Below are 11,723 nucleotides of genomic sequence, written 5' to 3'. Positions count from 1 at the left end.
GCCTCGATCGCCGCGGCCGAGGAGCACCGCGACGCGGTGGCGCGCGAACGGGCCGCCCGCGAGGCCGAGCTCCAGGAGGTACGCGGCGCGGCCAAGCGCCTCGGCGCGGAGCTGGACCGGCTGACCAGCCAGGTGCACCGCGACGAGGTGGCCCGCGCCGAGCAGCGGCTGCGCATCGAGCAGTTGGAGGCGAAGGCCGCCGAGGACTTCGGCCTGGACGTGGAGACCCTGGTCGCCGAGTACGGCCCCGACCAGCTCGTCCCACCCACCCAGGTGGACGTGGCGACGGCCGAACGCGACGGCCTGCCGGTGCCCGAGCCGGTCCGCTACGAGCGGCCGGTGCAGGAGAAGCGGGCCGCCAAGGCGGAGCGGGAGCTGGCCCTGCTCGGCAAGGTCAACCCGCTCGCGCTGGAGGAGTTCGCCGCGCTGGAGGAGCGCTTCAAGTTCCTCTCCGAGCAGCTGGAGGACCTGAAGGCCACCCGGCGGGACCTGCTCACCGTGGTCAAGGACGTCGACGACCGGATCCTGGAGGTATTCGCCAGCGCCTTCGAAGACACCGCCCGCGAGTTCGAGCAGGTCTTCACCGTGCTCTTCCCCGGCGGCGAGGGCCGGCTGATCCTCACCGATCCGGAGAACCTGCTCACCACCGGCGTCGAGGTGGAGGCCCGCCCGCCGGGCAAGAAGATCAAGCGCCTGTCGCTGCTCTCCGGCGGCGAGCGGTCGCTGACCGCGGTGGCCATGCTGGTGGCGATCTTCCGCGCCCGGCCCAGCCCGTTCTACATCATGGACGAGGTGGAGGCGGCGCTGGACGACGTGAACCTCGGCAGACTGATCACGCTGCTGGCACAGTTGCGGGAGAAGAGCCAGCTGATCGTCATCACGCACCAGAAGCGGACGATGGAGATCGCCGACGCGCTCTACGGCGTGACCATGCGCAGCGGGGTCACCCAGGTGATCAGCCAACGGCTCAACCGGGCCGACGAGGACGAGCGGCCTGGCCGCGGCGAGGAGAACGGGTAGTGGCTCGGGAACGCGCGACGGCGCTCCTGCTGGACTTCGACGGCGTACTGCGCCGGTGGGACCCGGCGGTGGCCGCCGGTGTCGAGCGGGAGTACGGCCTCTCCGAGGGGGTGCTCGGCGAGATCGCCATGCAGTGGGGGCGGCTCCAGCCGGTGCTGACCGGCCGGGTCAGCCACGCCGAGTGGGTGGGCAGCGTGGCGGACGCGCTGACCGATTCGGTGGGCAGCCCGGAACGGGCCCGCGCCGCCGTCGAGCAGTGGCAGCGCTACCGGGGCGAGGTCGACCCGGAGGTGCTGGCGTTCGTCCGGGAGGTCCGCGCGGCGGGCGTCCGGGTCGGGCTGGGCACCAACGCCACCGACCTGCTCGACGCCGACCTCGCCGCGCTCGGCCTGGTCGGCGAGCTGGACGTGGTGGTCAACTCCTCGGTGATCGGCGTGCACAAGCCGGCCAAGGAGTACTTCCAGGCGGCCTGCGAGGCGCTGCAGACCCCGCCGGCCCGGGTGCTCTTCGTCGACGACGAGGACTGGGCGGTCCGCGGCGCCCGCGCCGCCGGGCTGTCGGCGCACCGGTGGGGCGGCCCGGCCGACCTGCGCTACCTGCGGGCGGCGCTGGCGTACTGAGGCGCTGCACCCGCTCACCCCGCTCGGGGAGCAGCTCCTGTGGGCCGGGCGCGGCGGCTGACCGACGCCCGGCGGTGGGAGAGGGTCAGTCGCCGGTCACCCCGTCGAGGCGCTCGCGGATCAGGTCGGCGTGGCCGTTGTGCCGGGCGTACTCCTCGATCATGTGGACGTACACCCAGCGGACGTTGAACTCGCCGTCGGCGCTGCCGTCGCGGCGGGGGCGCGGGAAGGTCTTGTCGAGCGAGAGGTCGGCCGCGGTCTTGCGGGCGGCCTCGACCTCGGCGGCGAAGGTGGCGAAGTCGGCCTCGGCGTCGGCGTCGGCCACGGCGTTGAAGTCGGCGTCCGGGTCCTCGTCGGTGCCGTAGATGCCGGGGATGTCCTGCCCGGCGGCCCGGATCCGGAACCACCAGCGCTCCACGTCCGCCATGTGCCGCACCAGCCCGAGCAGCGTCAGCCCGGAGGGCTCCACGCTCGGCGTCTTGAGCTGCTCGGCGGTCAGCCCCGCGCACTTGAGCAGCAGCGTCTGCCGGTGGTAGTCGAGCCAGCCCTCCAGCATGGTGCGCTCGTCGCCGACGTACGGTTCGTTGGTCCGGTTGATCTCCGGTGCTCTCCAGGTCATCCCGACATCCTCGCCGTCGGGTATGACACTGACGAGTGGTTATCGGCGCGGGTCAGGGCACCACGACGACGGGCCAGCGGCCGGTGCGGACCAGCCGGGTGGCGACGGAGCCGACGAGGCGGTGCCCCGCCTGCTCCGACGCCCCGACCACGACCAGGTCCGCGCGGGTCTCGTCGGCCGCCGCGCACAGCTCGGTGTACGCGTCTCCGCGCCGGCAGAGCAGGGTGACCGGTACGCCGAACTCGTGTGCGCCCCGCCGGCACTCCTGGCGCAGCTCGGCGATCAGCTCGTCGTGGGTGCGCTGCAGCGCGCCGGCGTCCACGCCGGGGATCAGCGTGGTGAAGCCGGGCGGTGAGCTGACGAAGACGACGACCAGGGCGGAGCCCTGCCGGCGGGCCAGGCCGGCGGCGTACCAGGCGGCCCGCTCGGCGGTGCGGGTCCCGTCCACCCCGACCAGCACCACCCGGGGCCCGTCCGTGCCGCGTTCGAACGGCAGCGGACGGGTCTGCGGGCCGTACTCCTCGCGGTCCACCGGTGCGCTCACGACGTCACTCCTTGATGCCGGTCCGTACCACGGCGGCCCCGCCGCCGGCGGCGACGGTCGACTCCCGCTCGACCTCGGCGGCGAGCGGGTCACCGGTGTGCCGGCGCAGCGGCACCTCCCGGATGAAGCAGACCGCGATCAGGGCGATCAGTCCGAACGGCGCGGCGACCAGGAAGATGTCCCCGGCGCCGTGGCCGTACGCGGACTCCACGACCAGCCGGATCGGGGCGGGCAGCGTGTGCACGTCGGGCAGGGTGCCGCCGCTGCCGGAGCCGGAGGCCGGGATGCCCAGGCCGGTCAGGCCCTCGGCGATGTAGTCCTTGACCCGGTGCCCGAGCACCGCGCCGAGCGCCGAGACGCCGATCGCGCCGCCGAGGCTGCGGAAGAAGGCGACGGTCGAGCTGGCGGCGCCGAGCTCGTGCGCGCCGACGGTGTTCTGCACGGCCAGTACGAGGTTCTGCATGGTCATGCCGAGCCCGATGCCGATCAGAGCCATGTAGCCGCCGAGCAGCCAGTACGGGGTGTCGTAGCGCAGCGTGCCCATCAGCGCGAAGCCGAGGGTGAGCAGCGCCGAGCCGGCCACCAGGTACCGCTTCCAGCGGCCGGTGTTGGTGATGATCCGGCCGGTGACCGTGGAGGACACCAGCAGGCCGAGGATCATCGGCAGGGTCATCAGGCCGGACATGGTCGGGCTCTCGCCGCGGCTGATCTGGAAGTACTGGCCGAGGAAGACCGACGCGCCGAACATGCCGACGCCGACCGCGATGCTGGCGATGACGGCGAGGGTGATGGTGCGGTTGCGGAACAGGTGCGGCGGGATCATCGGCTCGCTGGCCCGGTTCTCGACCCGGACGGCGAGCACCGCCAGCAGCAGCGCGCCGGCCACCATGGCGGCGGTCTGCCAGGAGAGCCAGGCGTACCGGTCGCCGGCGAGGGTGACCCAGATCAGCAGCACCGAGACGGCGGCGGTGATCAGGGTGGCGCCCCACCAGTCGATCTTCGCCGCCCGCTTGACCACCGGCAGGTGCAGCGTCTTCTGGAGCACGACCAGGGCGAGGATGGCGAACGGCACGCCGACGTAGAAGCACCAGCGCCAGCCGAGCCACGAGGTGTCGACGATCACGCCGCCGATCAGCGGGCCGCCGATGGTGCCGACGGCCATCACCGCGCCGAGGTAGCCGCTGTAGCGGCCCCGCTCGCGCGGCGAGATCATCGTCGCCATGATCACCTGCGCCAGCGCGGTGAGACCGCCGGCGCCCACGCCCTGCAGCACCCGGCAGGCGATCAGCTGCCCGGTGGACTGCGAGAGCCCGGCCAGCACGGAGCCCAGCACGAAGATGGTCAGGGAGAGCTGGACCAGGAGCTTCTTGCTGGTCAGGTCGGCGAGCTTGCCCCAGATCGGGGTGGTCGCGGTGGTCGCCAGCAGCGTCGAGGTGACCACCCACGTGTACGCGGACTGACCACCCTTCAGCTCGGTGATGATCCGCGGCAGCGCGTTCGAGACGACCGTCGAGGAGAGGATGGCGACGAACATGCCCAGCAGCAGGCCGGAGAGGGCCTCCAGGATCTGCCGGTGGGTCATGTCGACGGCGGTCGCCCGGGTGGGCGCTGGCGCCTGGGTCATCGTGACTGCCTCCGTGGGAGTGGAGAGAAGGAGTTGCCTCGGGCAACCGTACGGCTTGGTTGCCTAAAGCAACAACTTGGCGGACCGGCACGGTATTCCGCCCCGACGGTCGGGTCAGAAGGTCTCGTTGAACCGGTGCAGCAGCCGGGCGAACTCCGCCACGTCCCGCCTCGGCCAGCTCTCCATCGTCCGGCGGATCTGCCCCAGCCGGGCCGCCCGCGCCGCGTCGAAACGCCGGGTGCCCTCCTCGGTGAGGCTGATCAGCGCCGCCCGCCGATCGTCCGGGTCCGGGTCCCGGCGCACCAGGCCGAGCCCCTCCAGGCCGTGGATCTGCCGGCTGAGCGTGCCCTTGCCGATGCCGAGCCGGACGGCCAGGTCGGTCAGCCGGATCGACCCGGAGCGCCGGAGCCAGAGCAGCAGGCCGTACGCGTTCGGCTCCAGGTTCGGGTGCACCTCCCGGGCGATCTCCCAGGACAGCGCGCGACCCCGGCGCAGCAACGCGGTCAGTTCGTCCTCCACCGCGCGCAGGGTCTCCGGCAGATGCTCTTCCACGGCACAGAGCGTACGGGGCCGGCTCAGGCCGCCGGGGTGAGCCGCTGCCGGGCGACCTCGCGCAGGTGGCCGTCGCTGGTGGTGCCCTCGATCAGCACCTCGGCCTGCCGGCCGGTGTGCGCCAGCGTGGCCACCGCGTTGCCGAAGTACGGTCCGGCCAGCTTCCGCCAGCGGACGCTCGGCCGGCGTACCCCGGCGGAGCGGGCCAGCGCCCGGGTGGCCGCGGCCGGCCCCGGCGACCAGCCCAGCTTCATCAGCGGGCGCATCCCGGCCGGCACCTGGTTGTGGATCGGGGAACAGGTCAACTGGTGCACCGGGGTACGCACCGCCGGGTCGGCGAACCGGGCCCGGGCCACGTACGAGTGGTGCACGTCTCCGGAGAGCACGCTGATCGAGGCCGGCGGCGCGTACGCCGGGCCGGCGCCGACCCGCTCGCCCGGGCTGCCCGGAGCGCCGCTGCCGAGCCGGGCGAAGAGCGCGCCGAGCGCGTCGAAGGAGCGGCTGAACGCGGCCCAGTGCTCCAGGTCACAGGCCCGGCGGAGCCGCTCGGAGAGCCCGGCCAGCCACGGCCGGCGGGAGTCGGCGAGCCGCTCGTTCCACGCCTCGACATGGTGGATCCCCGGGGGCAGCAGCCAGGGCAGCGAGGCGCCGACCACCAGGTGGTCGTAGACCCCGTGCGCCCGGTCCAGGAACCAGGACCACTCGCCGGGCGGCAGCATGGCCCGGTTGCCCGGCTGCAGCACCCGGCTGCACCGGTTGTCCAGCATGACCAGGCGGGTCCGCCCCAGGTCGAGGGCGTAGCTCCACTGGTACTGCACGGCCCGCCAGCGCTCGGTGTCGTGCGCCTCGTCGGCCTCGGCGTCCACCCGCTCGCCGAACTCGCGCAGCACGGTGGTGGCGTCCTCGGCGGCGACCACCTTGGCGTAGAGCGGGTCGTCGGCGATCTCGTCCGGGGAGAGGTTGCCCAGGTGCTGGTAGACCCAGTAGGAGGCGAGGCCGCTGCGGATCCGCTCGGCCCACCAGGGCTGCCGGCGCAGGTCCGCCCGCCAGGAGGCGGAGGTGTTCCAGTCGTCGATGACCTCGTGGTCGTCGAAGATCATGACGCTCGGCACGGTGGAGAGCAGCCAGCGGATCTCCGGGTCGCGCCACGACTCCAGGTAGAGCTTGGTGTACTCGTCGAAGCTCACCACCTGGTCGGTGGGGGCGTTCTTCGGACGCCGGCGGCGCCGCTTGAGCAGCCGCTTCACCGTGGGCGAGGTCACGTCGGCGTAGACCTGGTCGCCGAGCAGCACCAGCAGGTCGGGCAGGCCGGCCCGGTCCGGGTCGGCCATCAACCGCCGGGCGTACGCGTCGAGCGCGTCCGGGGGCAGCCGCCGGGTGGTGGCGTGCTGGGTGGTCTCCCGGCACGAGCCGAAGAGCAGCCGCACCGGCTGGTCGAGGTCGTCGGCGGCCCGGGTACGGATCACGCTGGGCGGGAAGCCGTCGCGCGGCACCGGCCAGGCGACCTCGCCGTCGACCAGCACCTCGTAGGTGGTGACGCTGTCCGGAGTGAGCCCCTCGACGACCACGAGCGCGTAGTGGTGGTCGTACGCGGAGAAGGTCGGCGCGGAGCCGACGGCCCCGTCGGCCGTGCGGACGGTGACCACGGCGGGCGCGCTGGTCTCGACCCAGACGGTGGCCCGCGTGCCGACCACCCGCCGCAGCAGGGGGCCGATGAGCAGGCATGGGGCGGACATGGTGAGACCTCCGAGGTGAGCGGACTTCATCTTTACTACCCCGCCGGCGGTCGCACCACTGCTGGCTGTGGCCGAGCCTACCGTCGGAGCCGGCCGACGCCACGGGGTGCGGTCGATGAGACGCCGCCGCCGGCATCTGACAGGATTTCGGCATGACGGAATACCTCCTCGTCGCACTCGCCCTGCTCGTGGTGCTGATCCTCGGCGGCCTCAGCCTGGTGGTGCCCCGGCTGCGCCGGCGCCCCGAGCCGCCGCTGCCGGAGACCGAGGTCGACACCCGGGCCGAGGAGGACCTGGCGGGTCCGCCCGTCCAGCGCCCGAGGCCGAGCTCACCACCGGCATCCTGGTGGAGCCGCCGGTGGTCGTGGCGCCCCCGCTGGAGGTGCCCGAGCCGACCGCGGGCCGGCTGGTCCGGCTGCGCTCCCGGCTGTCCCGCTCGCAGAACGTCTTCGGCAAGAGCCTGCTCGGCCTGCTCAGCCGCGACCACCTCGACGAGGACACCTGGGAGGAGATCGAGGACAGCCTGATCACCGCCGACGTCGGCATCGACGCCACCCGGGAGATTGTCGATCGGCTCCGCGAGCGGACCCGGGTGCTCGGCACCCGCTCGGGGACCGAACTGCGCGCGCTGCTCGCCGCCGAGCTGGTCAACGCCCTCGACCCGAGCCTGGACCGCGCCCTGCGGACCGAGCCCAAGGACGGCCGGCCGGCGGTGCTGATGGTGGTCGGCGTCAACGGCGCGGGCAAGACCACCACCTGCGGCAAGATCGCCCGGGTGTTGATCGCCGACGGCCGGACGGTCACCCTCGGCGCGGCCGACACCTTCCGGGCCGCCGCCGCCGACCAGCTGGAGACCTGGGGCAGCCGGGTGGGCGCCATCACCGTGCGCGGCGCGGAGCGCGCCGACCCGGCCAGTGTCGCCTTCGACGCCGTCCGCGAGGCCATCGAGGCCGGCACCGACACCGTCCTGATCGACACCGCCGGCCGCCTGCAGAACAAGGTCGGTCTGATGGACGAGCTGGGCAAGGTCAAGCGGGTGGTGGAGAAGCACGGCCCGATCGACGAGACACTGCTCGTCCTGGACGCCACCACCGGCCAGAACGGCCTGGAGCAGGCCCGGGTCTTCACCGAGGTGGTCAACGTGACCGGGGTGGTGCTGAGCAAGCTCGACGGCACCGCCAAGGGGGGCATCGTGATCGCCGTGCAGCGCAAGCTCGGCATCCCGGTCAAGCTGGTCGGGCTGGGCGAAGGGGCGGACGATCTGGCGCCGTTCGACCCGGCGCAGTTCGTCGATGCGCTGCTCGGCACCGAGCCGCTCGCCCGGGACGCGTAATCTCGCAGTGACGACTGACGATCGCGCGTTCGCCGGGTGGCGTGACCCACGCCACGCGCCGCCGGCCCTGGGGAGACCGTACGTGACCTCGCAGGAGATCCCGCTGCACGGCGGGAACGTGAGCACCGTGGTCCGGGTCGGCGACACCGTCCGGCGCAACGCCGGCCCGTGGACGCCCTCCGTGCACGCCCTGCTGCGCCACCTGGAGTACGTCGGGTTCACCGGCGCGCCCCGCGCGCTCGGGATGGACGAGCGCAACCGGGAGGTCCTGTCGTACCTGGAGGGGGAGTGCGGGGAGTACCCGCTGGCCCCGCACTGGGTCACCGACGAGGCGCTGGTGACGGTGGCGACCATGCTGCGGATGTTCCACGACGCGCAGTACGGCTTCGCCCCGCCGCCCGGCGCGGTCTGGCGCTCGTTCGGCCCGCCCCCGCCGGACACCGAGGTCATCTGCCACCACGACGCCGCCCCGCACAACGTCATCTGGCGGCCGGACGGCACCCTCGGGCTGATCGACTTCGACCTCGCCTCGCCCGGCGCGCGGATCTACGACGTGGCGTACGCGGCCTGGACCTGGGTGCCGATCTTCTCCGACCGGGACTCGATCACCCTCGGCTGGAAGCACCCGGACCGGCCGCGCCGGCTGCGGCTCTTCGCCGACGCGTACGGGCTGATCCCGCGCGACCGGCACCGGTTGATCCGGACCATCCGCAAGCGGATCGTCGACCACGTCGAGGGCATCCGCCGGATGGCGGCCGCCGGCGAGCCGGCGTTCGTCCGGATCGTGCACAAGGGCCACCTGCGTCGCCCGATGCGCGACCTGCGACTGCTCGACTACGAGCGGCACGCCCTGGAGTACGCCCTGCGCTGACCCGGTCGCCCCGGGGGAAGTGGCCGTTGCGCGCGCGACGGCCACTTTCGCCGTTTCCGCCGAACATGATCGACGTTCTTCACACGCCCGAAACAACCCGTCACGCGTCGGAAATCGAGCGGTGTCGGTGAAGGAAACAGGCGGCGGCGAAGCTTCCCGCCAACCGGCTGACGGGCGATGCTGCCAGGTTCCAGTCGGATGGAGAGGACTTCCACACCGAGAGGAGGCAGCGTGGAGATCAACACCGGCAACACCGCCTGGTTGCTCCTGTCGTCTGCGCTCGTGCTGCTCATGACGCCGGGGCTGGCCCTGTTCTACGGGGGGCTCAACCGGTCCAAGGGCGTACTCAACATGATGATGATGAGCTTCTCCGCGATCGGGCTCATCTCCGTTCTCTGGGTCATCTACGGCTTCACCCTCGCGTTCGGCACCAACGACAACGCGGGCGTCAACAACGTGATCGGCAGCTTCACCCAGTACCTCGGCACCGAGACCAGCTTCATCGGCGAGGAGTGGCTCTTCCTCGGCGCGGGGACCGGCATCCCCACGTACGTCTTCCTGGTCTTCCAGATGATGTTCGCGGTCATCACGGTGGCCCTGATCAGCGGCGCGGTCTCCGACCGGCTGAAGTTCTCCGGGTGGCTGCTCTTCGCCTTCGCCTGGTTCACGCTGGTCTACATCCCGGTCGCGCACTGGGTGTGGGGCGGCGGCTTCATCGGCGCCAAGATCAAGGCACTGGACTTCGCCGGTGGCACCGCGGTCCACATCAACGCCGGTGCCGCCGCGCTCGGCCTGGTGCTGGTGCTCGGCAAGCGCCTCGGCTGGCCCCGGGAGAGCTTCAAGCCGCACAACGTCCCGCTGGTCGCGCTCGGTGCCGGCCTGCTCTGGTTCGGCTGGTTCGGCTTCAACGCCGGCTCCGAGCTGACCGTCGACGGCACCACCGCGGTGGCCTTCGTCAACACCCAGGTCGCCACGGCCGCCGGCCTGGTCGGCTGGATCATCGTCGAGTGGCTGCGCAACGGGAAGCCGACCCTGGTCGGCGCCTCCTCCGGCGCCGTCGCCGGCCTGGTCGCCATCACCCCGGCCTGCGGCTTCATCGCCCCGCTGCCGTCGGTGCTGCTCGGCCTCGTCGCCGGCGCGGTCTGCGCGGTGGCGGTCGGCCTGAAGTACAAGATCGGCTTCGACGACTCGCTCGACGTGGTCGGCGTGCACTTCGTCGCCGGCTGGATCGGCTCGCTCTCCATCGGCCTCTTCGCCACCCTCCAGGTCAACTCCGCCATCGAGGGCCTGGGCGGCAGCGAGGGCCTGTTCTACGGCGGCGGGCTGACCCAGCTCGGCCGTCAGGCGCTGGGCAGCGGCATCGTGTCGGTCTACTCCTTCGCGGTGGCCGTGGTGATCGCGCTCGCCGTCAAGGCGCTGATCGGGCTCCGCTCCGACGCCGAGGACGAGGTCGCCGGCATCGACGTGGCCGAGCACGCGGAGAGCGCGTACGACCTGTCGCCGACCACCGGCAGCGCCGGCGGTGGGGCGTTCGCGCTGGCGGGCTGACCCCGGGCGCCGCGAAGCCGGCGTCGGACGAGGGCGGCGAACCGGCCACCGAGCCAGTCAGCGAGAAGGTCGCCGGTTAACGTTCCTGGGATGGAGGGGTTGGACATGAAGCTGGTGACCGCGGTCATCAAGCCGTACCAGCTGGACGCGGTGAAGGAGGCCCTGCACGCCCTCGGCGTGGCCGGCCTGACCGTCAGCGAGGTCCAGGGGTACGGGCGGCAGAAGGGGCACACCGAGGTCTACCGGGGTGCCGAGTACACGGTCGAGTTCCTGCCCAAGATCCGGGTCGAGGTGCTCACCGACGAGATGGACGTCGACAAGATCGTGGACGCGATCGTCGCCGCCGCCCGAACCGGCAAGATCGGCGACGGCAAGGTCTGGGTCACCGGGGTCGAGGAGGTCGTCCGGGTCCGCACCGGCGAACGCGGCCTCGACGCCCTCTAGGAGCCACCATGACCTCGTTGATCAAGAGGAATGCGTCAGGCAACGCCGACAACGGTGACGCAAACCTCTTGATCAACGAGGTCGGTGGCATCGGGGAGGCGGCGCGGCGGGAGCGGGCGGCGGGGTTCGACCGATGGCTCGGGTCGTTGCTGCCAGGGCGGGACGGGATCGCGCTGGTCGCGGTCGGCGGGCTCGGGCGGCGGCAGTGCGCGCCGCACGGCGACCTCGACCTGGTGCTGCTGCACGCCGGGGTGCCCGGCGTCGACGAGCTCGCCGCGTCGCTGTGGTACCCCATCTGGGACGCCGGCGTGCGGCTCGACCACTCGGTGCGCACCCTCGCCGAGGCGCTCTCGGTGGCCCAGGACGACGTCAAGGTCGCCCTCGCGCTGCTCGACGCGCGCTTCGTCGCCGGCGACCGGGCGCTCGCCGACACGCTCATCCGCACCGCCGCCGACCACTGGCGGCGCACCGCCGTCCGTCGGCTGCCCGCCCTGCGGGAGATCACCGAGAGTCGCTGGCGTACCCACGGCGAGCTGGCCTTCCTGCTCGAGGGAGACCTCAAGGAGGCCGCCGGCGGGCTGCGCGACGTGGGCCTGCTGCGGGCGATCGCCACCGCCGGCATCACGGACGCGCTGCGCCCCGCCGTCCGGGCCGCGCACCTGCGCCTGCTGGACACCCGCGACGCCCTGCACCAGCAGGTCGGCCGCCGGGTCGACCGGCTCGTCGCGCAGGAACGCGACGGCGTGGCCGGGCTGCTCGGCCTGCGCCAGTCCCCGCCCGGCGGGTCCGACGACGCGCAGCAGGCTGCCGCC

At 72.6% G+C, this 11,723-nt stretch carries 9 protein-coding genes and 3 pseudogenes; 7 read left to right on the top strand and 5 right to left on the bottom strand.

Going from position 1 to position 11,723, the window contains the following annotated elements:
* Positions 1-1,020: pseudogene (locus JNW89_RS14655) on the top strand (AAA family ATPase); the annotation flags it as partial.
* Complete coding sequence (locus JNW89_RS14650; protein ID WP_238449358.1) at positions 1,020-1,640, top strand: HAD family hydrolase; 621 nt, start codon at positions 1,020-1,022, stop codon at positions 1,638-1,640. The pseudogene JNW89_RS14655 and the gene JNW89_RS14650, both read left to right, overlap by 1 nt.
* A gap of 85 nt (positions 1,641-1,725) precedes the next feature.
* On the opposite strand, the gene JNW89_RS14645 is transcribed toward JNW89_RS14650, so the two are convergent.
* From JNW89_RS14645 to JNW89_RS14625, 5 genes are all read right to left on the bottom strand, one after another.
* Positions 1,726-2,259 (bottom strand): DinB family protein, encoded by a 534-nt coding sequence (locus tag JNW89_RS14645; protein WP_238449357.1) that lies wholly within the window; start codon positions 2,257-2,259, stop codon positions 1,726-1,728.
* Between the two features lie 52 nt (positions 2,260-2,311).
* A complete protein-coding gene (locus JNW89_RS14640) occupies positions 2,312-2,803 on the bottom strand; it encodes a universal stress protein (RefSeq protein WP_238449356.1) in 492 nt (163 codons plus the stop codon).
* A 4-nt stretch (positions 2,804-2,807) separates the two neighbouring features.
* Positions 2,808-4,427, bottom strand: a complete 1,620-nt coding sequence (locus JNW89_RS14635; protein WP_238449355.1) for an MDR family MFS transporter — start codon at positions 4,425-4,427, stop codon at positions 2,808-2,810.
* A 114-nt stretch (positions 4,428-4,541) separates the two neighbouring features.
* Entirely contained in the window at positions 4,542-4,979 is a 438-nt protein-coding gene (locus JNW89_RS14630; RefSeq protein WP_238449354.1) for a MarR family winged helix-turn-helix transcriptional regulator, read from the bottom strand.
* 23 nt (positions 4,980-5,002) lie between these two features.
* Positions 5,003-6,715 carry an alkaline phosphatase D family protein gene (locus JNW89_RS14625; RefSeq protein ID WP_238449353.1) on the bottom strand — a complete coding sequence of 571 codons (1,713 nt, stop codon included), beginning with the start codon at positions 6,713-6,715 and terminating at the stop codon, positions 5,003-5,005.
* 152 nt (positions 6,716-6,867) lie between these two features.
* Here JNW89_RS14625 and ftsY point away from each other — a divergent pair.
* From ftsY to JNW89_RS14600, 5 genes and pseudogenes are all read left to right on the top strand, one after another.
* Positions 6,868-8,048 (top strand): annotated as a pseudogene (ftsY, locus tag JNW89_RS14620) (signal recognition particle-docking protein FtsY).
* A complete protein-coding gene (locus JNW89_RS14615; RefSeq protein WP_238449352.1) occupies positions 8,008-8,919 on the top strand; it encodes an aminoglycoside phosphotransferase family protein in 912 nt (303 codons plus the stop codon). The pseudogene ftsY and the gene JNW89_RS14615 overlap by 41 nt, the downstream one beginning before the upstream one ends.
* A gap of 198 nt (positions 8,920-9,117) precedes the next feature.
* Complete coding sequence (locus tag JNW89_RS14610; protein ID WP_255540819.1) at positions 9,118-10,467, top strand: ammonium transporter; 1,350 nt, start codon at positions 9,118-9,120, stop codon at positions 10,465-10,467.
* Between the two features lie 105 nt (positions 10,468-10,572).
* Entirely contained in the window at positions 10,573-10,911 is a 339-nt protein-coding gene (locus JNW89_RS14605; RefSeq protein WP_170285500.1) for a P-II family nitrogen regulator, read from the top strand.
* Positions 10,912-10,919: 8 nt separating this feature from the next.
* A pseudogene (locus JNW89_RS14600) lies at positions 10,920-11,723 on the top strand ([protein-PII] uridylyltransferase); the annotation flags it as partial.

The sequence above is a fragment of the Micromonospora sp. 4G55 genome, assembly GCF_016803375.1.
The sequence above is the reverse complement of the archived record's forward strand: the minus strand, read 5'-3'. Positions and strand labels throughout refer to the sequence as shown.